At 62.1% G+C, this 20,393-nt stretch carries 17 protein-coding genes; 5 read left to right on the plus strand and 12 right to left on the minus strand.

Features of this window, described 5'->3' with window-relative positions; all coding sequences use genetic code 11:
• The first annotated feature begins 51 nt into the window (after positions 1–51).
• On the plus strand, positions 52–765 hold the full coding sequence (locus EP165_RS13585) for a nitroreductase (protein ID WP_127523345.1): 714 nt from the start codon (positions 52–54) through the stop codon (positions 763–765).
• A gap of 32 nt (positions 766–797) precedes the next feature.
• Here EP165_RS13585 and EP165_RS13590 read toward each other — a convergent pair whose 3' ends face one another.
• Genes EP165_RS13590 through EP165_RS13605 form a run of 4 tightly spaced genes read right to left on the minus strand, consistent with a single transcriptional unit; the run spans position 798 to position 5,984 of the window.
• Positions 798–1,385: a sarcosine oxidase subunit gamma gene (locus tag EP165_RS13590; protein ID WP_127523346.1), complete on the minus strand. Its 588-nt coding sequence runs from the start codon at positions 1,383–1,385 to the stop codon at positions 798–800.
• Entirely contained in the window at positions 1,378–4,383 is a 3,006-nt protein-coding gene (locus EP165_RS13595) for a sarcosine oxidase subunit alpha family protein (protein WP_127523347.1), read from the minus strand. Before EP165_RS13595 ends, EP165_RS13590 begins: the two co-directional genes overlap by 8 nt.
• A complete protein-coding gene (locus EP165_RS13600; protein ID WP_127523348.1) occupies positions 4,380–4,715 on the minus strand; it encodes a sarcosine oxidase subunit delta in 336 nt (111 codons plus the stop codon). Before EP165_RS13600 ends, EP165_RS13595 begins: the two co-directional genes overlap by 4 nt.
• 9 nt (positions 4,716–4,724) lie before the next feature.
• Positions 4,725–5,984 carry a sarcosine oxidase subunit beta family protein gene (locus tag EP165_RS13605; RefSeq protein WP_127523349.1) on the minus strand — a complete coding sequence of 420 codons (1,260 nt, stop codon included), beginning with the start codon at positions 5,982–5,984 and terminating at the stop codon, positions 4,725–4,727.
• 170 nt (positions 5,985–6,154) lie between these two features.
• Here EP165_RS13605 and EP165_RS13610 point away from each other — a divergent pair, with 170 nt between their 5' ends.
• The 3 genes from EP165_RS13610 to EP165_RS13620 all read left to right on the plus strand — a co-directional run bounded on the left by EP165_RS13610 (position 6,155) and on the right by EP165_RS13620 (position 12,351).
• On the plus strand, positions 6,155–8,725 hold the full coding sequence (locus EP165_RS13610) for a mechanosensitive ion channel family protein (protein WP_245440141.1): 2,571 nt from the start codon (positions 6,155–6,157) through the stop codon (positions 8,723–8,725).
• Between the two features lie 125 nt (positions 8,726–8,850).
• Positions 8,851–11,412: a GcvT family protein gene (locus EP165_RS13615; protein WP_127523350.1), complete on the plus strand. Its 2,562-nt coding sequence runs from the start codon at positions 8,851–8,853 to the stop codon at positions 11,410–11,412.
• Positions 11,413–11,508: 96 nt separating this feature from the next.
• A complete protein-coding gene (locus tag EP165_RS13620; RefSeq protein WP_127523351.1) occupies positions 11,509–12,351 on the plus strand; it encodes a DUF1194 domain-containing protein in 843 nt (280 codons plus the stop codon).
• A gap of 6 nt (positions 12,352–12,357) precedes the next feature.
• On the opposite strand, the gene EP165_RS13625 is transcribed toward EP165_RS13620, so the two are convergent.
• The 3 genes from EP165_RS13625 to EP165_RS13630 all read right to left on the minus strand — a co-directional run bounded on the left by EP165_RS13625 (position 12,358) and on the right by EP165_RS13630 (position 14,111).
• Positions 12,358–13,350: a GlxA family transcriptional regulator gene (locus tag EP165_RS13625; protein ID WP_127523352.1), complete on the minus strand. Its 993-nt coding sequence runs from the start codon at positions 13,348–13,350 to the stop codon at positions 12,358–12,360.
• Between the two features lie 184 nt (positions 13,351–13,534).
• A complete protein-coding gene (locus EP165_RS20405) occupies positions 13,535–13,675 on the minus strand; it encodes a hypothetical protein (protein WP_164743035.1) in 141 nt (46 codons plus the stop codon).
• 247 nt (positions 13,676–13,922) lie between these two features.
• Positions 13,923–14,111 (minus strand): hypothetical protein, encoded by a 189-nt coding sequence (locus EP165_RS13630; protein WP_127523353.1) that lies wholly within the window; start codon positions 14,109–14,111, stop codon positions 13,923–13,925.
• Between the two features lie 174 nt (positions 14,112–14,285).
• Between EP165_RS13630 and EP165_RS13635 the strand changes: the two genes are divergently transcribed.
• Positions 14,286–15,179: a LysR substrate-binding domain-containing protein gene (locus EP165_RS13635; protein WP_127523354.1), complete on the plus strand. Its 894-nt coding sequence runs from the start codon at positions 14,286–14,288 to the stop codon at positions 15,177–15,179.
• 3 nt (positions 15,180–15,182) lie between these two features.
• Here the strand turns inward: EP165_RS13635 and EP165_RS13640 are convergent, their stop codons facing one another.
• From EP165_RS13640 to EP165_RS13660, 5 genes are all read right to left on the minus strand, one after another.
• Positions 15,183–17,246: an ASKHA domain-containing protein gene (locus tag EP165_RS13640; protein ID WP_164743036.1), complete on the minus strand. Its 2,064-nt coding sequence runs from the start codon at positions 17,244–17,246 to the stop codon at positions 15,183–15,185.
• A 29-nt stretch (positions 17,247–17,275) separates the two neighbouring features.
• Positions 17,276–18,235 carry a methyltetrahydrofolate cobalamin methyltransferase gene (locus EP165_RS13645; protein WP_127523355.1) on the minus strand — a complete coding sequence of 320 codons (960 nt, stop codon included), beginning with the start codon at positions 18,233–18,235 and terminating at the stop codon, positions 17,276–17,278.
• 65 nt (positions 18,236–18,300) lie between these two features.
• The gene (locus tag EP165_RS13650; protein ID WP_127523356.1) at positions 18,301–19,401 is read right to left on the minus strand and encodes a methylenetetrahydrofolate reductase; all 1,101 of its coding nucleotides are present in this window, start codon (positions 19,399–19,401) and stop codon (positions 18,301–18,303) included.
• A complete protein-coding gene (locus tag EP165_RS13655; RefSeq protein ID WP_127523357.1) occupies positions 19,398–19,979 on the minus strand; it encodes a methylenetetrahydrofolate reductase C-terminal domain-containing protein in 582 nt (193 codons plus the stop codon). Before EP165_RS13655 ends, EP165_RS13650 begins: the two co-directional genes overlap by 4 nt.
• Complete coding sequence (locus EP165_RS13660) at positions 19,972–20,274, minus strand: virulence factor (RefSeq protein WP_127523358.1); 303 nt, start codon at positions 20,272–20,274, stop codon at positions 19,972–19,974. The genes EP165_RS13655 and EP165_RS13660 overlap by 8 nt, the downstream gene beginning before the upstream one ends.
• Positions 20,275–20,393: the final 119 nt, after the last annotated feature.

The following is a 20,393-nucleotide window of genomic DNA, read 5'->3' on the forward strand; positions in this document are numbered from 1 at the left end:
AATCGACATCCGCCGCGCAACCAGTGACCGTTACGGTTGGAAGGACAGTTCATGCTCGCGCGTGACGACAAGAATGAGATCGCCGATAGCGCGGATGCCGTAGATGAGGCGATCAGCACGCGCCGCTCGGTGCGTGCGTTCCTGCCCGATCCCGTTGACAACGAGACAATGAAGGACCTCCTGCGGCTTGCCGCGCGTGCACCATCAGGCACGAACATGCAGCCGTGGAAGGCTTATGTGACGCGTGGTGCCGTGAAGGACCGGATATCCGACGCGATCCTGAATTCAGGCGTGCGGGCCGAGAAAATCGAGTGGGACGAGTACAAATACTATCCCGACAAGTTCTTCGAACCTTATCTTGGGCGCCGGCGGACAGTCGGTTTCGCGCTTTACGACGCGCTCGGCATCCAGCGCCGAGAAGTCGAGCGCATGCGCTCACAGCACGACCGCAATTTTGTTTTCTTCGATGCGCCGGTCGGTGTCATCTTCACTATCGACAGGCGGCTCAACAAGGGATCGTGGATCGACCACGGCATGTTTCTGCAAACGTTGATGATCGCGGCTCGGGGACGCGGCCTGCACACCTGTCCTCAGGCTGCTTTTGCGCCATATCACAAGCAAATACGGCCAATACTTAATATATCGGATGAGGAAATAGTCACCTGCGGCATGGCGATTGGCTACGAGGATACCTCGAAGCCTGAAAACGGTTTCCGTACCGAACGCGCGCCGCTTGAAGACTGGGTGACATTCCTCGGCGACTAGGGTTGCGCGGGACGGCCACCGAACCACTGCCTTCAGCTGACTTCGTAACCCACTTCTTCCGCAGAATGGCAAAGCGTTGTCCAGAACGCACGTGCAAAGGAGCGGAATACGACCACGTCGAACTGGTTTTTCCCGGTGCGCTGGATCTGCGCGAAAATCTCGTGGTGGCTGGTCGAACAGCCGTTTGAGACAGGAAATGCCCCGGTGGAGAAATCGACCGCAAACAGCTTCGAGAGCACCCACTCCGCACGCGGACCGGCAATGCGGATCACGGCGCGGCCATGCGAGAGGTCGTTGATCACGCCGGTCGTTTCGGCGACTGCCTTATGCAGTTCCCGGGCAGCACCTTCCCGATCGTCGATGACCAGCCAGCGCCGCGGCGCAAAGCCATATCCGGCCCTGCCTTCCCTGGAAACGCCCGCGCCGGGTCTATCTGGCAATGCCAGTCCGGTTGCCGATTTGATTGCCGCCAGAGCCGTCTTCTCGTTGCCCGGCCAGGCAATCACCTCGACAATCGAGCCGGGCCGCGTTTCCGACAATGTTACACCCGCGGCCTCCGCCACATTGCCGTGGCGACCGGGCTTGTAGGCCTGACCCAGTGGGGATTCGCGCTCAACCATGTATGCGGCTCCCTTCCGGGTCGAAGAAATGATGGCTGACGATTTCAACCGGCCCGTAGCGCTTGCGCAGCGGGTCAGCAATGAAAGCGCGCTGGCCATGGCGAGCCTTGCCGCCTTTCACCAGCGCCAGGCCGATATATTTCGCCAGCACCGGCGAATAGCAGAATGCGGTCATATGGCCGATGCTTTCGTTGGGCTCGGCTCGGCTGTCACCTTCGACAATATGCGCCCCGCCGCCGAGCGGCAGCCCATCCAGCGAGATAACGCCGACCAGGCGGATGCGGTCTTCGTCGACGAGCCCCTCGCGATCCATCATCGCGGAACCGACAAAGGGTTTTTTCTTCGACAGCATCCAGTCGAGATAAAGATCACGCGCGGTGACCCGGCCGTCGATTTCAGCGCCTGTTACATGGCCCTTTTCAATGCGCAGCGTGCCCAGCGCTTCCATGCCGTAGGACAGGATGCCGAATGGCTCGCCCGCTGCCAGAAGGGCTTCCCAGACATGTGTGCCGTGGCCGGCGCCACAATAGACCTCGTAGGCCAGTTCGCCTGAGAAAGAGAGGCGGCAGATCATCACCTGCGCGCCGTCGACTTCGCCGTAAACGATGCCCATGAAGGGCAGTGTCTCGTTGTCGACGGCGGTGCCTTTCACTGCGCGCTCCAGCACCTTGCGTGCATCCGGGCCTGAAACCGCCGCACCTGCCCATTGATCGCTGACCGAGGTAAGCGCGACCTTGAGGTCCGGCCAATGGACATCGAGCAGGCACTCAAGATGCTGCATCACCTTGCCCGCGGCGGCGGTTGTTGTCGTCATCAGAAAGTCGTTTTCGCCGAGCCGCCAGGTGGTGCCGTCGTCGAGAACGAGCCCGTCCTCTCGCAGCATCAAGCCATAACGCGCCTTGCCGACCGCCAGGGTGGAGAATTTGTTGGTGTAGACGCGATCGAGAAACTCCGCCGCGTCTGGCCCTTTTACGGCGATCTTGCCGAGTGTGGAGACATCGACCATGCCGACGCCTTCGCGCACCGTCTTTGCCTCGCGCACATAGGCCTGTTCCAGCGTCTCGCCGGGCAGACTGTAAATGCGGGGCCGGTGCCAAAGCCCGGCCGGCATCATTTCGGCGCCGCGCTCGACGTGCCAGTCATGCATCGGGGTCAAGCGGTCAGGACTGACATCGCCGAAACGCTCGGCCGCAAGCGAACCAAGCGAGACCGGCGCGAAGGGTGGGCGGAAGCGGGTGGTTCCGGCTTCAGGGATCGAGATGCCGCGCGCATTCGCCATGATTGCGAGGCCGGGCACGTTCGATGTCTTGCCCTGGTCGGTCGCCATGCCAAGCGTGGTGTAGCGCTTCAGGTGCTCGACCGAGAGGAAGCCCTCGCGATGGGCTAGACGCACATCCTCCGCCGTTACGTCGAGCTGGTGATCGACGAGCGCCTTGCCGCTCTTGCCTTCTGCCGAGCGGATTTCGAACACCGGTGCGGGGAAGGGGTCGAGCTGTGGAGCGTCCAGCTTCGCTGCCTGAGCACGCGAGGCGCGTCCACCGGCTGCCTTCATGCCGGCATTGCGGCCGCTGCGCAATGTGTCGGCTGTGGTTGTGTCGCCCGCAAACGCGCCCGCGCCAAGCCAGGGCTGTGCCGGTTCCGGCGGCAGGAAGGCCTGCAGGTCCTCGTTCCATTTCGGCGCTGCGCCCGCCTGGCTTGCCAGATGGATTGCCGGTGACCAGCCGCCCGACATGGCGAGGCAGTCGACAGGAATTGTCTGCTTGGCGCCAGACGCCGTTCCCGTCACCGGGTCGAGCCGCTGGACCGTAATGCCGGCGAGTGCCTTGCCGCCGTTTGTGGCACTGATCGCCTGGCCGAGCAGCAGCTCGCCGCCGGCCTTTGCCGCAAGGTCTCGCGCGCCAGCTGAAATCACCTGCCGGGTGTCGACGATTGCGGCGATCTCCGCTCCAGCGGCCGAAAGCTCGGCGGCTGCCACATAAGCGCTGTCGTTGTTGGTGAACAGGGCGATGCGCTTGCCGGGCAGAACTCCGAATTCGGCCGCATAGCGCTGTGCCGCGCTTGCCAGCATCACGCCCGGCCGGTCATTGCCGGGAAAGACAATCGGCCGCTCGAAGGCGCCGGTTGCCAGCACCACCGTGCCGGCCCGTATCACCCAGTGGCGGTGACGCGGCGCACCGGCTGCTGCGCTGGCGACGTGATCGCCGACGCGCTCAAGAGCAGCCAGCGTGTTGCCGTCATAGTAGCCCCAGACATGGGTGCGAGTGAGAAGCCGGACATTGTCATGGTCGGACAGAGCCTCTGCCTCGCCCGAGGCCCATTCCGCCGCCGGTTTGCCGTCGATCGTTTCGCCCGACCATTTGGCTGAACCGCCGGGAACGGGATCGAGTTCTGCCAGTATCACGTTTTTGCCGGCATCAGCCGCAGCGCGTGCCGCGGCAAGGCCAGCCGGACCCGATCCGACGACGAGCACATCGCAATAGGCATTCATGCGCTGATAGCGCGACGTGTCGGCCGCATGGTCGGCGCGTCCAAGACCCGCTGCACGGCGAATGAACCATTCGCAGAACATCCAGAAGCGGGTGCCACGCAAAGGCCCCACCACCGGTCCCATGAAGGTCTTGTAGTAGAAGCCGGCGGAGAAGATCGATCCGGCCAGCTGATTGACGGCACCCACGTCGAATGCGAGCGAAGGAAACCGGTTCTGGCTCTCGGTGACGAGCCCGTCATGGATCTCAAGCTGCGTCGCCGGGACGTTGGCCTCGCGCTTGCCGTTGCGGATGACGGTGACCAGCGCGTTCGGCTCATCGATGCCGGCGGTCAGCACGCCGCGCGGGCGGTGATATTTGAACGACCGGCCAAATAGCGCGACTCCGTTGGCAAGCAGTGCCGACGCAAGAGTGTCGCCTACGTAACCCGAGTACGATTTGCCGTCGAATCGGAATGAAATGCTGCGGCTTCTGTCGATGCGGCCGCGGTCGGAAATTCTGCGCCCGCTCATGACGCTGCCTTTCCGCGTGTCGCGGCCTTGCGCGCCGGTGACTTGCGTTTTGGCGTAGTTGTGCGGGCCGGGTTCGGCTTTATGCCGGCAAATGCAACCGAGGTGATGACGTGGCTCACAGTGTCGCGCTCGACGACAAGATGCGCGCGGCAGCCGCCGGAATGCTGCCACAGCTCGCTGTGCTTTCCGGCCGGGTTGGCGCGGTCATAGACATAAGCGTTCCATGCGGCCTGATCGGTTGATGCAGGGTCCGGGCGCGTGACGGTCGCATCGCCCTGGTATGTGAATTCGACAACGTCGCGAGTGCCGCAATAGGGACAGGTAATGCGCATCGTTTGCCCCTAATGCAGCCGGGGCGTGGCGCCCTGGCCCTTTTCGTCGATGATCGCGCCGCGGTGGAAACGGTCGAGCGTGTAAGGCGCGTTGATCTGGTGCGGTTCGTCGCGCGCAATGGTCCATGCGAACGAGAAGCCGGAGGCCGGCGTCGCCTTGAAGCCGCCGTAACACCAGCCGCAATTCAGATACATGCCGGGGAGGGGCCCTGTTGTGATAATGGGCGAGCCATCCATCGACATGTCCATAACGCCGCCCCAGGAACGCAGCAGGCGAACGCGGGCCACGGACGGGAACATCGCCACCATCTCGCTCATCACTTCTTCGACGATCGGAAGATTGCCGCGCTGTGCGTAGGAGTTGTAGCCGTCGATATTGCCGCCGAAGACAAGCCCGCCCTTGTCGGACTGGGACATGTAAAGATGGCCGGCACCCCAGGTGACGACCATATCGACAAACGGCTTCAGCGATTCCGAAACGAATGCCTGCAGCACATGGCTTTCGATCGGCAGCTTGTCGATCCCGGCGAGCTTCATCACGCGACCGGTGCTTCCGGCCACAGCGACGGCGGTTTTGGCGGCGCGGATTTCGCCGCGTGTCGTCGTTACGCCGGTGATGCTGTCGCCCTCGCGCAGGAACCCGGTCACTTCGCAATTTTCGATGATGTCGACGCCGCGCCGGTCCGCACCGCGCGCATAACCCCAGGCCACTGCATCATGGCGCGCCGTGCCGGCACGCGGCTGAAGAAGACCGCCGACAACGGGAAACCGTGCCGAGCCGGATACGTCGACACCTGGAACCTTACGGCCGATCTCATCCGCGCTCAGCCATTCGGCATCGCCGCCGGAAAGGCGCATTGCGTTGCCTCTGCGGATATAGTCGTCCGCCTGCGCCGGCGAATGAGCCAGGTTGAGAATGCCGCGCTGCGAGAACATCACATTGTAGTTCAGCTCGTGCGACAGGTTCTCCCACAGCTTCATGGAAAACTCGTAGAAGCGGGTCGAGGCCGGCAGCAGATAGTTGGAGCGGACAATGGTGGTGTTGCGGCCGATATTGCCGGAGCCCAACCAGCCGCGCTCCAGCACCGCGACATTCGAAATGCCGTGCTCGGCGGCAAGGTAATAGGCAGTTGCAAGGCCATGCCCGCCACCGCCGATGACGATCACATCGTAGGATGGCTTGGGCTCCGGCTTGCGCCAGGCCTGTTTCCAATCCCGATTTGAGTTGAATGCATTCCTCAGAAGCGAGAATGCCGAATATTCCGCCATGTTCCCATCCGTCCGGCACACGGCCGATGCGCCGACCCTAACGCTTTGCATTCCGATGTACACAACATATGCGCCGTCGGCTTTAACATTGCCGACCACCGAGGGACGTTATCCATAGGCCGCGCCGCGCCTTGCTCCTAGTGGCGGCTCACCCTATCAATGGCGGCCAAATGTCAGCTTTATCAGCGAGAACCATGCCGGCCGCCGCGTTTCTTCGACTTTTCACCATCATCGCGGCGCTGCTCATAGTCGTTGCCGTACCGGTTTCCACATCTGCACAGCAGGCTGACGCGCCTACGGCGGAAAGCAGCGATACCTCGGCCGCCGCAAATGCTGCGGCAACGGCCGAACTTGCCAAGAAACAAATGGCAATCGTGCGCGGCCTGGCCGCGGAAGTCGACGCGCTTGAAGCCAAAATGCGCAACGACGGCAGCGGCGACACAGAGCTGGTCGATGTTCGGAACGAGCTGGAAGCCCTCGGCATAAGGCTGGACGCGAGCCGAGCCGCCTTCGCGCCCCGTCTCCAGGAAATCAACAACCGGCTGGACCAGATCGGCCCCCCCGGCGATGAAGGAACTGAGCCGGAGGCGTTGAAGGAAGAACGGTCGCTGTTGGCGCTGGAAAAAGCGGATATCAACGCCGTACTCGGCGAGATTGAGAACCTGGCGCTGCGGATCGACAGGCTGATCAACGAAATTCAGCAGATACGCCGCGAGCTCTTCGCGACCCAGCTTACAAAACACTACAATGTCAGCGATGCGCTGAGTTCGGACATGGTCGGCGATTTCTTCGCCGAGCTGGAACACCTGCAACAGACGGTTTCGTCCTGGCTGCAGTTCATTCTCCGGTTCAAGCTCAACGCAACTCTTCTGGCGGGGTTCATCTCGTTTGCGGCCGCGACGGTGCTTTTCTACGGCGGACGCAGGCTGTTCGGGTCGCTGATCTTTGCCGACCCGCATATCGAAAACCCGTCATATTTCAGCCGGCTCTCCGTCGCCTTCTGGTCGACCCTGCTGCCTTCGCTGGCCTTGGCCGTCTTCCTCGGCACCAGCTACGCCATGATGGCCTATTTCGACATTCTGTGGCCCGATATCGCGCGGCTCCTGAGCACGACTTTCAATGTGATTGCGACCGTGTTCCTGGTCAACCGGCTCGCACACGCCCTGTTTTCGCCATCGCTCCCCAACTGGAGCCTTATTCCAGTGGCGCCCGAAGCGGCCGGCAAGCTCTATTGGCTGGTCTGGATCACCTCGATTGCGACGGGTTTCGATTTCATCTTCTCACGCGTCAACGACGTTCTGGGTTCGCCGCTGTCGCTCACCGTCGCCAAGAGCCTGCTCGCCACTTTCGTGGTCGGCGTTCTGGTCATCCTGATAGCCTTCGTGAAGCCGTTTAAAAACGAGGATGGCTCGCCGCGGCCATGGCCGCGCTGGCTGCTCTATCCGCTTCTGGCACTGGGGCTGAGCACCATTACCGCCGGTATTCTCGGTTATATCGGGCTGGCGCGCTTCATCTCGCAGCAGATCGTCGTCACCGGCGCGATCCTCGCCACCATGTATATCGGGCACCTTACCGCAAGGGCGCTTTCCGACCTGGGCGCCATTCGCAACACTTTGTTCGGGCGTTGGCTCGACCGGAATTTCGAAAGCAACCAGACGCTGGAGGATCAGCTCGGTCTGCTGTTTTCCGTGTCGATCAACGTGCTGGTCGTGGCAATCGGCATTCCGCTGATCCTGCTGCAATGGGGTTTCCAGTGGGGCGACATCACCACCTGGGTGCTGCGTTCGCTGCGGCAGATACAGGTGGGGTCGGTCTCGTTTTCGATCCTCGATGTGCTGACCGGCATACTTGTCTTCATCATCGGTTTCTTCGTCACCCGTTGGTTTCAGCGCTGGCTGGACGGCTCCGTTATGACGCGCGGGCGGGTCGATGCCGGTGTCCGCAATTCGATCAAGACTGTGGTGGGCTACACAGGCATAGCGATCGCCATACTGATCGGCGTGTCTGCGGCCGGCATCAACCTCTCAAGCCTGGCGCTCGTTGCCGGCGGCCTGTCGCTGGGCGTCGGCTTCGGTCTGCAGAATATCGTCTCGAACTTCGTCTCGGGGCTGATCCTCCTGGTCGAGCGCCCATTCAAGAGCGGCGACTGGATCGTAGCCGGCAGTGTCAGCGGCACGGTGAAGAAGATCAGCGTGCGTGCGACCGAAATCGAGACGTTCCAGCGCCAGTCGGTCATTTTGCCGAACTCGGAGCTGATCAATTCGGCAGTCGGGAACTGGACCCACAAGAACAGGCTGGGCCGCGTCGATATCCCGGTCGGTGTCAGCTACAGCGCCAATCCGCGCCGCGTGTACGAAATCCTGATGGAGATCGCGAAAGCGCACCCCACGATCCTCAAGAATCCGGAACCGATGGTTTATTTCGCCGGCTTCGGCGATTCCTCGCTTGATTTCGAGGTGCGTTTTTTCCTCGCCGACGTGATGTCGCAACTGGCGATCCAGAACGACATTCGGTTTGCGATCTACGACCGGCTCAAGGAAGAGGGGATCGAAATCCCGTTTCCGCAGCGCGATCTGCATATCCGCACCAGTGGCGATCTCGGCGAGCCGAAGCCGCAGAAGAAGGCGAGACCGAGGGCGCAGAAGAAAGCCGACATCGACCCGCAGGAACTGTTTCCAGATGCGGAGGCGCAAAAGCCGCGGCGCCGGCGCAAACCGAGAGGCCATCTCGGCGACGAATAGCGCGTGCACGCAGCTTGCACGAAGCGCGGCGTCGCCCGGCCTCCTGCCGATGTCGCAATCAGGCTTCAACGGGGTGGAGCGCGGGTTCTATAGTCGCGCCGCAGTGAATAAAGCGGAGCCGCGGCATGGCCAAATTTCCTGAATCGGCGAAGGTCGTCATCATCGGTGTCGGTGGGATTGTCGGCGCTTCTGTTGCGCATCATCTGATCGAGCGCGGCTGGGATGACATCGTGGGGATCGACAAGTCGGGTATCCCGACCGACATCGGTTCCACGGCGCATGCCTCCGATTTCTGCTACGCGACCAGCCACGATTTTCTGTCGTGCTGGACGACGCTCTATTCGATCGATTTCTACGAAAAGCGCGGCCATTATGCGCGCGTCGGCGGGCTCGAAGTGGCGCGTGCCGGCGATGATGCGCGGATGGACGAGATCAGGCGCAAGGTTACGTCCGGCAAAGCGTTCGGTACGCGCGCGCATCTGGTTTCAGCGGCCGAGATCAAGGGAAAATTCCCGCTGATCGAAGAAGAGGTGGTGCAGGGCGGCTTATGGGATCCCGATGCCGGCCTTGTCATTCCGCGCTCGCAGACTGTGGCCGGCGAATTGATCGACGAAGGCACGGCATCCGGCAAGCTGCGCACGTTCGCGAACACGTCCGCGACGTCGCTGGTTATCGAGGATGGCCGCATCGCCGGCGTGGTCACGGAGCGCGGGGCGATCCGCGCCGAGCATGTGATCGTCTGCGCAGGGCTTTGGGGCAGGCTGATCGCGGAAATGGCGGGCGAGGATCTGCCGGTCATGCCAGTCGACCACCCGCTCACTTTCTTCGGGCCCTTTGCGGAGTTTGCCGGGACTGGCAAGGAAATCGGCTACCCGCTGCTGCGCGACCAGGGCAATTCGGCCTATATGCGCGACACGGGCGACCCCACGACGTCGGAAGGCGGCATGATCGAGTGGGGCTATTACGAGGAGAAGGAGCCGCGGCTCGTTCATCCCCGCGATCTGCTTGAAAAGGAGCAGGCGCGGCTTTCGCCCTCGCAGCGCGACCTCGACCTTGAACAGATCATGGAACCGCTGGAGCGCGCCATCGAACTCACGCCGATCCTGGCCGAGCTCGGCTATGACGAGCGGCGCTCCTTCAACGGGCTTCTGCAAGTTACCGCCGATGGTGGGCCGTCCATTGGCGAAAGCCAGAAGGTGCGGGGGCTCTGGTATGCGGTCGCCATTTGGGTGAAAGACGCGCCCGGCATGGCGAAACTGGTCGCCGACTGGATGACCGACGGCCGCACGGAGATCGACCATCACGCGATCGACTATGCGCGCTTTTACCCGCACCAGACAGATGACGCCTTCGTCACCGGCCGCTGCGGCGAGGCGGCGCAGAAAATCTACAATCCCGCCGTTCACCCACGCGAACCTTATGCGACGGGGCGCAATGTTCGCCGCTCGCCGTTCTTTGAGCGCGAAAAGGAGCTCGGCGGCCATTTCATGGAGCTTGGCGGCTGGGAGCGCGCTCACGGCTACGCCGCCAACGACCACCTGCTCGAGAAATACGGCAACCGTGTCCCGGTGCGCGAAAACGAGTGGGACAACCGCCATTTCTGGCGCGTTTCCAATGCCGAGCATCTGGCGATGAGCGAGGATTGCGGCATCGTCAACCTGTCGCATTTCGCGATCTACGACGTCGAAGGTCCGGATCATGTTGCGCTGATGGAATGGCTGTGTGCGGCCAAGATCGGTGGCGACAATATGGTCGGCAAAGGCATCTACACGCACTTCCTCGACGAAGAAGGTATGGTGCGCGCGGACCTGACGGTCATCCGCATGGCGGACCGCTGCCGAGTGATCGACGGCGCCGATGCCGGCCCGCGCGACTTCAACTACATGAAGCGCGTCGCCGCGGACAAAGGCTTCGCTGTCACGGTGACGGACGTGACTGAAAAGTACGTCACGATCGGCATATGGGGGCCGAATGCACGCACGACCCTGCAGAAGGTCGTGTCGGACCCGGATGCGCTGTCGCCGGAGGCGTTTCCGTTTGCAGCGATCAAGCCGCTGACCATAGCCGGGAAACCGGTCACCGCTTTCCGCATCTCCTATGTCGGGGAACAGGGCTGGGAGCTGCACATGGCCTATGAGGACGGGCTCGCTGTGTGGGATGCGCTGCGCGAGACCGGCGTGATGCCGTTCGGTGTCGAGACCTATGCCAATTCGCGCCGCATGGAGAAAAGCCTGCGGCTGCAGAACGCCGATCTTCTGACCGAATACAACCTCTACGAAGCCGATCTGGCGCGGCCCAAGGTCAAGGAAGCAGATTTCCGCGGCAAGGCCAAACATCTGGAATACCGGGCGCGGGAGCATCAGCCGGCGATGCTGTGCACATTGGTGATGACCGACAATACCGACTCCAAGGGTGTCGCCCGCTATCCCGTGGGCATCATGCCGGTGATGGATCCCGACACCGGCGAAACGCTGGTCGATGAGCTTGGCCGCCGCTCGTTCACCACATCGGTCGCTTACGGTCCGACCATCGGCAAGAATATCGCGCTTGCCTATCTGCCCCGGGACTACTGCCAGGAAGGCCGGAAGCTGACGGTCGAGTATTTCGGCGAGACCTACCCGGTGGAGGTCACCGCGATCGGCTACAAGCCGCTCTACGACCCGGAAAACCTCAAGCCAAGGACCTGAGTCCAGCCCGGGCGCTCGCGCAATTGTGTATGGAGCACGGACCGTACTACGCAATTTCTGCTGCGCGCGGGCACGCTTTGCGCATATCCTTTTCGCATGGTTGCGCTGAACGGGTTGCTCAGATCCTTTGGCACCGGTGCCGTAATTGCCCTGACGGGCGTTCTGGCTGCGCCTGCGTCCGCCCAGGAGGTGGTGGATGTGGAGCTCGTTCTCGCGGTCGATATCTCGCTTTCAATGTCCCAGAAAGAGCTGGAAATACAGCGCGATGGCTACATTGCGGCTATAACCAGCGCGCCGGTCATCGACGCAATCCGCGATGGCATTCATGGCAAGATTGCGCTGTCCTACATGGAGTGGGCCGGCGACCAGTCGCAATATGTCATCGTTCCCTGGACCGTTATTGCCAGCCATGAGGATGCCGAGAGGGTTGCGGAGATGATTCGCACCGGCGAGCACAACAGGGCGCGCCGCACCTCAATTTCCGGGGGATTGCGCTTTGCCTCGGACCTTTTCGCGGAAAGCTCCTTCCGCAGCCTGAAGCGTGTGGTCGACGTGTCCGGCGACGGGCCGAACAATCAGGGCGAATGGGTCAATGTCGTGCGCGACGAACTGGTGTCGCGCGGCATCGTCATCAACGGGCTGCCGATCATGGCCGATTTCGAGTACATGGCCGCATTCAATATCCCCGATCTCGATGTCTATTACGAAAAATGCGTCACCGGGGGTCCGGGTTCGTTCGTCATTCCGGTACATGACTGGACATTCTTCCCCGAAGCGGTGCGCCGCAAGCTCGTGCTTGAAATTGCGTCCAACGGCTATGTGCCGCAGCAGTCCGGCGGTTTGCCGGTTGTGCTGGTAGCCGAACAAGCGGCATACGATTGTCAGGTCGGGGAGAAACGATGGCGCGGGCGCACCCAGTTCTGGGACGAAACCAGGTAGCGGCCCTCAAGCGGCGTTGAGCTGCTTTCGCTCCGCGCGTTCCTGCTGCGGCGACCGGGCATAGAGCTCCCGGTAGCATTTGGAGAAGTGCGAAGCCGACACGAAGCCGCAGGCAACCGCCACTTCCACCACCGGCAGCGAGGATTGCAGAAGCAGGTGGCGTGCGCGGTCCAGCCGGATTTCGAGGTAATAGCGGGCAGGCGAGCGCCCCATTTCCTGGCGGAACAGCCGTTCGATCTGGCGCCGCGACAGGCCGACATGATCGGCAATCTCGACCAGCGACAGCGGTTCGGTGAGGTTTGCCTCCATCAGCTCGATGATGGTCAGCACCTTCGAATTCTGAACACCCAGCCGCGCGCGCAGCGGTAGGCGCTGGCGGTCGGTCGGGTTGCGCACCCTGTCGGTGAGAAACTGCTCGCAGATACGGTTGACGAGGGAATCGTCGAAATCGTCGCCGATCAGCTTCAACATCATGTCGAGCGACGCGGTGCCGCCGGCGCAGGTGTAGATGTTGGAATCGACCTCGAACAGGTCGGCGAAAACATTCACCTTCGGAAAAGCTTCCTGGAAGCCAGGCAGATTTTCCCAGTGAATTGCGCAGCGGCGGTTGGCCAGCAATCCTGCCCGGGCCAGAACGTGAGCGGCGGTACACAAGCCGCCGATAGCGACACCGCGATTAAACTCCTCGCGCAGCCAGGCCAGGACGGTACGGTTGTCGAAACTCTCGATTCCGACACCGCTGCATACGACGACCATGGTCGGGCGATCGGGGCCCGTCATCATACGCCGTTCCTGATCCAGCGATGTGTTGACGGCGCATTCCACACCGTTCGATGCGTGCACGGGCTTGCCCTGCGCGCTTGAGAGCCGCCATCTGTAGGCCTCGTAACCGAGCATGCGGTTGGCCGCACGAAGCGGCTCGAGCGCGGTGGCGAATGCCATCATCGTGAAGTCTTCGATGAGGAAAAACACAATCGACCGCTTGGGCGGCGGCATCATGGACGGTTCCCTCCCGCTGGATCGCAAATCAGCGGCGTGATGTCGCTGAAAGCAAAGCGTCAACAGAAAAAAGGTTTGGAGTCAATGGGTTGTCGCTTCGCAATCGCGCATCTCATACATAATGAAACCGCCGCATCGGAAGCCCCGGTGCGGCGGTATCAGGGGAGGTCGCGCGTATTGGGAGTCAGCTGATCACGTAGCCGAAACGCGCGGCTGCCAGGGCTGCCGTCTGGCCGGGCATCGTGCGCAGCAGGCGGTCGCGTTCGTGGACGGTGGTCGGGTTGATCTTGCGGCTGCCACCGATGATGCGTGCAAATAGCTTCATTTCAATTCTCCATGCAGTTGCTGGGTCTGTCACCCGGAGCGCCTTCGCATGATGGAGTGGGGCGGCTCGTCTGTTGCCCATATAGGTTTGCTGGAAGCCGCCTGACGAAACAAAAACGAAGCGCTGTATTTAAAAAACGACATCGCCGCCACGGATATGCAACACGCCGAAAATTCCCTTAAGTTTCAGCTAATTGCGGGGGCTGGCTGTGCGGCGATGCCTGGTATGCAAAATCCGCATACCGATTTCACCTGTGCCAGCTGCCGTTTGCGCGGAGGCGATCGTCGGCCCGTGCAAGACCGTCGGCAATGTCGGGCCAGCCGATGTCCTTTTGCACATCGGACGGAAGTCCGCGGATGATGCGTTCCGTGTTGTGCCGGCGCCGGTGAGCGCCGTAGCGGGTCACGATGCTGCGGATCGGCGAAAAGATGCTCATTGTCTCGTCTCCTGTCGTATCGGCCGGTCGGTTTTCGTCGTTGCCGGGCGTTTCGGCCCTGAAGTTCCCAACCGGGGCTGATTTGATGGCTTGACTATCGGCGACGGCTGTCATTCAATCAAACGAAATAGAATGACTGATCTATTCAGATAATTTGATCCATGAGGACGCCGAATGACCGCACCGCTCAATCACCCGCTGCCGCTTCTGGAGCTCGATGTGCTGCGTACTTTTGTGGCCATCGCCGAAACAGGGAGCTTTACGGCCGCCGCGTCGGCGGTGTTTCGAACTCCATCGGCCGTCTCCATGCAGATCAAGAAGCTTGAGGACACTCTTCGCTGCACTGTGTTTACCCGCGATGCGCGTTCGGTCACGCTGACGACGGACGGCGAGATGCTACTCGGCTACGCGCGGCGTCTGCTGGCGATCAACCGCGATGCGGTGTCGAAGTTCGTGGTGCCGGATGTCTCCGGTGTCGTTCGACTTGGTTCGCCGGACGATTTCGGCGAGCGCATACTGCCGAAGGTCCTGAAGCGGTTTGCGAAATCGCACCCGTCAGTCGCTGTCGATGTCGTCATCGATCAGAGTTCCAATCTGCGAGAGCGGATGCGGCGGGGCGAGCTCGACATCGCGTTGTACACGGCCTGCAGAAACGTGCCGCAGGACGCTGATGTGATCCTCAACGAACCCATCGTGTGGGCAGGCGCAAAGGGCGGCAACGCCTTCATGCGCAAGCCGTTGCCGATTTCGGTGTGGGAGGAGGGCTGTGCCTGGAGGGCCGACGCACTCGAGGCGCTCGGCGAATCCGGGCTTGAATACCGCATCGCCTATATGAGCGCGCACACGGCCGGGCAGCGCGCTGCGATATTGGCCGATCTGGCTGTTGCTCCCTTGCCGCGGTCATTCGTTGGCGACGACATCGTTGCGCTTGGACCCGAACATGGGTTGCCGCAGCTTTCCTGCTACAATCTCTGCATGCAGCTTGTGTCCGAGGCCTCGGCACCTGCCCGGGCGGCAGCCGAGCATCTCCGCGCGACAATGGAGACGCTACACGAAGCAGCGGCCTGAGGTTCAGGTCCGGTTGCGGCGCGCCGCACGTTCTTCGCGCGAGCGGCGGCGCGGCGGGCCACCCGTTTCTGCGCCTGCGGATGCCTGCCGTTCCGGTAGCGCGACCTGTTTTTGCAGATTGGGGAACGCATCCACCTTGTTGGGCAACGCCATTGCGTTGACGAAATGCTCCTGGAAGCGGGGTTCGATAGCCGTTTCGATTTTTTCGATGCGGCGCACGGTGTCTTCGATCTCACGGCGGTAGGAGCGGTTGAGAAGCGCCATGCGTGCGCCCGTGCCCGCCGCATTGCCGACGGCGCTGACGGCGTCGAGATCGCAGTCCGGTATTAGGCCCAAAACCATTGCGTATTTGGGGTCGATGAACGAACCGAACGCGCCGGCGAAGCGGATGGCGTCGACATGGTCGGTGCCCATCTTTTCCATCAAAAGCCGTGTGCCGGCATAAAGCGCCGACTTGGCAAGCTGGATGGCGCGGACGTCGTTCTGCGTGATGGTGATACGCGGTTCGCCGTCGCTGAGCACATAGCCGAAGGTGCGGCCCGTCTGGACGATGCGCGTGCTCTTGGCAGCCAGCGCTCCATCCACGACGCCATCTTCGGAAATGATGCCGGCAAGGAACATTTCGGCGATTACTTCGATAATGCCGGAGCCGCAAATGCCGGAGACGCCTGTGCCGCTGACCGCCTCGGCGAAACCCGGTTCGTCCGACCACAGTTCGGAACCGATTACACGAAAGCGGGGCTCGAGTGTCTGCGGGTCGATACGCACGCGCTCGATCGCACCGGGTGCCGCGCGCTGGCCGCCGGAAATCTCGGCGCCTTCGAAGGCCGGGCCGGTGGGCGAGGAGGCGGCAACGACGCGTTTGCTGCTGCCAAACACGATTTCGGCATTGGTGCCCACATCGACGATCAGCATCATGCGGTCCTGCCGGTGCGGACCCTCGGCCAGCGTCACGGCCGCTGCGTCTGCGCCGACATGACCGGCAATGCAGGGCAACAGGTAGGTGCGGGCGCCGCGATTGAGCTCAATGCCGATGTCGCTTGCACAGCACGAAACGGCATCGGAGACCGCAAGCGCAAAGGGCGCGCCGCCGAGCTCCGTCGGGTCGATGCCGAGAAACAGATGGTGCATGATCGGATTGCCGACAAACACCGAATCCAGAATGTCTTCGCGCTGCGCATTTCCCTGGGCGCATACCTTATCGACGAGTTCCGAAACCGCCTGACGAACGGCCTTGGTCATCGCCTCGCGGCCGTCCGGATTCATCATCACATAGGACACCCGGCTCATCAGGTCTTCGCCAAAGCGGATCTGCGGGTTGGATATACCGGCGGATGCCGCGACGCGGCCCGAAAGCAGCGACACCATATGCATGGCGATGGTCGTCGAGCCGATATCGCAGGCAAGCCCGTAGGCTTCGTTTTTCAGGCCGGGCCATACTGCGATGATACGCGCACGTTCCGTGTCGCGGTCGCGGTGGATTGCAGCCGTTACCGCCCAATTGCCTTCACGCAGGATGCGCTGAATGTCGGCATGGAGGTGGAAATCGGCGTCGAGAGCGCCAAAACCCCATTCGCGAACGAGCGCGGCTTTCAGCCTGTCGAGATCGCCGAGCGGCTTGTGCATGTCAGGCTCTTCGACGTCGACGTAACACAGCTGAATAGCCGGCATGCGTTCGATATGGCGTGTGTCGGCATCCTTGCGCACCACCTGGGCATTGATCACCGTGTCCTGCGGCACATCAACCACCAGGTCGCCCTCGATGGTTGCCGAGCATGACAGGCGCCGGCCCTCCGGCAGTCCGCGCACGCGGTCGTAGCGCTCCTCCTTCGGGCCAATGGGGGAAATGTGATCAAGCGAGGAAGTGATCTTGTGCTTTGCGAACTGGCCTTCCTGCACCTCGATCTGGCAACGGCCGCAGGTGGCGCGTCCGCCGCACACGCTCTCTACATAGACACCGAGCTGACGCGCGGCGTCGAGCACGGGCGTCCCTTTCGGAAAGCGCCCGCGCTTGCCCGAGGGCATGAAGAGCACGAGTGGGTCGGTGATGATTGGCGGCGGGTTCAATTCAGTGCCTCGAAGGATGCACCAACAGCTTATGCCCTTGCCCTGCGTGCCTCGCGGCCACCGCGACGGCGGCCGCCATCAGATGCTGGCGCAGCGACAGGTGCCGCAGCCGGAGCGCCCGGCGCATGCGGCTGGTAGTCCTTGTAGGTGCGGATCCAGGTCATGCAGTCCGGGTCGGTTCCGTTCAGCACGTTTGCGGCGCGCACGGCTTCCATTTCCTGCGGGCGGCAGGGGTTCATGATTGCCGAGGTCATGCCGGCGCCGATCACCATCGGGATGAAGCCGGCATTGATGCCGTGACGGTGTGGCAGGCCGAAGGAGATGTTGGAGAGGCCGCACGTGGTGTTGACCTTGAGCTCTTCGCGCAGGCGGCGCAGCAGCGCAAAAACCTGCTTGCCGGCGGTGCCCATGGCGCCGATCGGCATGACCAGCGGGTCCACCACGATGTCATGCGCGGGGATGCCAAAATCGGCGGCGCGCTCGACAATCTTCCTGGCGACCTCGAAGCGCACATCCGGGTCTTCGGAGATTCCGGTTTCGTCATTCGAAATGGCAACAACCGGCACGTCGTATTTCTTCACCAGCGGCAGGATCGCCTCAAGTTTTTCCTCCTCGCCGGTGACGGAGTTGATCAGCGGGCGGCCCTTGGCGACCTTGAGCGCGGCTTCGATTGCGGCGGAGACAGACGAGTCGATCGACAGCGGCACGTTGACGAGGTCTTGTACGATCTCAAGCGTCTTGACCAGCAGCGCAGGTTCGGTGGCGTTCGGGTCGACAGCCGTCACGCCCGCGTTCACGTCGAGCATCGTTGCGCCTGCGGCAACCTGCTCGAGCGCGTCCTTCTTCACCGTATCGAAATTTCCCTCGACCATCTCCGCCGCGAGTTTCTTGCGCCCAGTCGGATTGATGCGCTCGCCGATGACGCAGAAAGGCTGGTCAAAGCCGATGACGATCTCGCGGGTTGCCGAGGCAACGATGGTACGGGTCATGTCTGGTCTCCAAGGGATATAAAGATTTCTTTATATCGTTATCTGTTGTGTGGCAACCGAGCGGGTCAGTTCGCCGCGTCTTTCGCCATTTCCTGCTGGCGTTCGGTGGTCTCTTCGCCAAGGATCTGTTCGAGCCGCTCCGCGACCTGCATATCGTCGGCGCGCGGCTCCTTGCGCCACGGCCTGCGGCCCTTGAGCACGCCGGCGTCATGAACGATCTCGGCAACCAGCTCCTCCTGGCGGTAAGCCATCATGTGAACGCCGGAGACGCCTTCGATTTCCTTGACCTCATTGATGATGTCGATGCAAAGGCGTTTGCCTTCCAGTTTCTGATTTTCGGCGCCCTCCAGCCGCTCGATGACGGCGTCGGGGATGTGCACGCCCGGCACGTTGGACCGCATCCAGCGGGCAGTGCGGGCCGAGGCGAGGGGACCGACACCGCACATGACGAAACATTGCTCGGTGAGCCCCATGTCGCGCACGCGCTTCATGTATTCGCGGAACATCGGAACGTCGTAGCAATACTGGCTCTGTACGAACTGCGCGCCGGCGGCGATCTTTTTCGCCAGCCTGTACGGACGAAAGTCAACCGGCGGCGCAAACGGATTGATCGCCGCGCCAATGAAAACTGCAGGCGGTGTGGTCAGCTTGCGGCCAGACAGGAATTTGCTCTCGTCACGCATGGTGCGGATGGTTTCCAGCAGCGACATGCAGTCGAGGTCGAAAACCGGCTTCGCACCCGGCTGGTCGCCAGCCTGCACGCCGTCGCCGGTAAGGCAAAGAATATTCGCCACGCCCATTGCCGACGCGCCCAGCACGTCGCCCTGAATCGCAATACGGTTCCGGTCGCGGCAGGCGATCTGCATAATCGGGGCATATCCCATGCGCGTGAGCAGGGCGCAGATACCGACCGAGGACATGTGGCAGTTGGCGCCCGACGCATCGACTGCATTTATGCCGTCGACCCAGCCGTCGAAGATCGCGGCGCGTTCGTAGACATCGGCCGGGTTGGCGCTGTCGGGCGGATTGAGCTCCGCGGTGACCGCAAATTCGCCGCGCCGCAGAACGCGCTCCAGCCGCCCGAGCGAGGAATGGCCGGGCAGAGGCTCCAGCGGCAGGTCGATGCCGGCGGGGTTTTCGTCGGCCTGCGGCGGGCGCTTGGTCATGGCTGCGCAACCTTCGCATGATCGCGCTCGGCCGCCGCCTGCGCGGTGACACGCAGCCAGGAAGAGGTTTCGCGCAGCGACTGATCGACCGGTTTCTGAACACTCAGGATCGCGTCGCCTTCTCGCATGGTTCGCGATCCCTCCCACGCCTTCACCCACACGCACGGCATGTCCGGCTCGACTTCGCAATTGCCGTTGGCCCGCACGCCGCCGCAGGGACCATTGCGGAGCTGCTTGGGGCAGTTCATGGGACACGACATTCCCGTTGAGGACAGCACGCACTGGCCGCACATGCGGCAGTCGAAGAGCAGGCCCTTCACGTTGCGCTCGACGAATTTGACCGGTCTTTCGACGCGGCCGTAGCCAAGCGTTTTCCAGACAGGGTGAAGGGTCAAAAAAACACTTGCGAAGTGCTTGTACAACCACTCAAGGCCGCGCGAATGGCGCACGGACCAGAGGCGCATGGTGTAGCGGCCCTGTACGCGCCTTTGCGGCGACACATCGGCCGGCTTGTAGTCGCTTTTTGCCTGCGCCTGGCGAACAAGCGCGGCCTGGGTTGGGTGCGGCCGCTCAGCCATCGTCCCTCCCACCTGCTTTCACCAGGGCGACAAGCCTGTCTTTGTCGTACTCACTGTCGATTGCGGCAAGCGCCTTGTCGGCCTCGGCCTCCAGCTCGTCGCTCACCGGTACGGGATCGGCCTTGCGCCATTCCGCCAGATAGGCGTCTGTGTCGCCGGCGCCGGTCCGCATGGCGCACATGTCGATCGCCTCGGTGAAGCGCAAAGGCAGTTCGCGCTTGGCGTTCTGCCTTCCTTTGCGCACGATCACCTGCGCGGGTATGTCTCTCCAGTAGACGACGATCAGATCGGCCATTCAGCCTGTCTCCTTGATGTTTGCGAGAATTGACGCAAGCGCTTCGGTCCCGCTTGTTGTGAGGCGACGCGCGAGCTTTCAAAAACGACGCGCAAGTGCCTCGTCAGATATGCATCTCG

This window comes from Mesorhizobium sp. Z1-4 (assembly GCF_004000235.1).
Classification (GTDB): domain Bacteria; phylum Pseudomonadota; class Alphaproteobacteria; order Rhizobiales; family Rhizobiaceae; genus RCIO01.

What these genes read in the sequence shown, in the direction of transcription:
- EP165_RS13630 (WP_127523353.1), bottom strand. Translation starts at nt 14,111, where the DNA reads ATGAGCATCTTTTCGCCGATCCGCAGCATCGTGACCCGCTACGGCGCT.
- EP165_RS13645 (WP_127523355.1), bottom strand. Translation starts at nt 18,235, where the DNA reads ATGACCCGTACCATCGTTGCCTCGGCAACCCGCGAGATCGTCATCGGC.
- EP165_RS13595 (WP_127523347.1), bottom strand. Translation starts at nt 4,383, where the DNA reads ATGAGCGGGCGCAGAATTTCCGACCGCGGCCGCATCGACAGAAGCCGC.
- EP165_RS13620 (WP_127523351.1), top strand. Translation starts at nt 11,509, where the DNA reads ATGGTTGCGCTGAACGGGTTGCTCAGATCCTTTGGCACCGGTGCCGTA.
- EP165_RS13600 (WP_127523348.1), bottom strand. Translation starts at nt 4,715, where the DNA reads ATGCGCATTACCTGTCCCTATTGCGGCACTCGCGACGTTGTCGAATTC.
- EP165_RS13610 (WP_245440141.1), top strand. Translation starts at nt 6,155, where the DNA reads ATGTCAGCTTTATCAGCGAGAACCATGCCGGCCGCCGCGTTTCTTCGA.
- EP165_RS13635 (WP_127523354.1), top strand. Translation starts at nt 14,286, where the DNA reads ATGACCGCACCGCTCAATCACCCGCTGCCGCTTCTGGAGCTCGATGTG.
- EP165_RS13655 (WP_127523357.1), bottom strand. Translation starts at nt 19,979, where the DNA reads ATGGCTGAGCGGCCGCACCCAACCCAGGCCGCGCTTGTTCGCCAGGCG.
- EP165_RS13615 (WP_127523350.1), top strand. Translation starts at nt 8,851, where the DNA reads ATGGCCAAATTTCCTGAATCGGCGAAGGTCGTCATCATCGGTGTCGGT.
- EP165_RS13590 (WP_127523346.1), bottom strand. Translation starts at nt 1,385, where the DNA reads ATGGTTGAGCGCGAATCCCCACTGGGTCAGGCCTACAAGCCCGGTCGC.
- EP165_RS13625 (WP_127523352.1), bottom strand. Translation starts at nt 13,350, where the DNA reads ATGATGCCGCCGCCCAAGCGGTCGATTGTGTTTTTCCTCATCGAAGAC.
- EP165_RS13585 (WP_127523345.1), top strand. Translation starts at nt 52, where the DNA reads ATGCTCGCGCGTGACGACAAGAATGAGATCGCCGATAGCGCGGATGCC.
- EP165_RS13660 (WP_127523358.1), bottom strand. Translation starts at nt 20,274, where the DNA reads ATGGCCGATCTGATCGTCGTCTACTGGAGAGACATACCCGCGCAGGTG.
- EP165_RS13605 (WP_127523349.1), bottom strand. Translation starts at nt 5,984, where the DNA reads ATGGCGGAATATTCGGCATTCTCGCTTCTGAGGAATGCATTCAACTCA.
- EP165_RS20405 (WP_164743035.1), bottom strand. Translation starts at nt 13,675, where the DNA reads ATGAAGCTATTTGCACGCATCATCGGTGGCAGCCGCAAGATCAACCCG.
- EP165_RS13650 (WP_127523356.1), bottom strand. Translation starts at nt 19,401, where the DNA reads ATGACCAAGCGCCCGCCGCAGGCCGACGAAAACCCCGCCGGCATCGAC.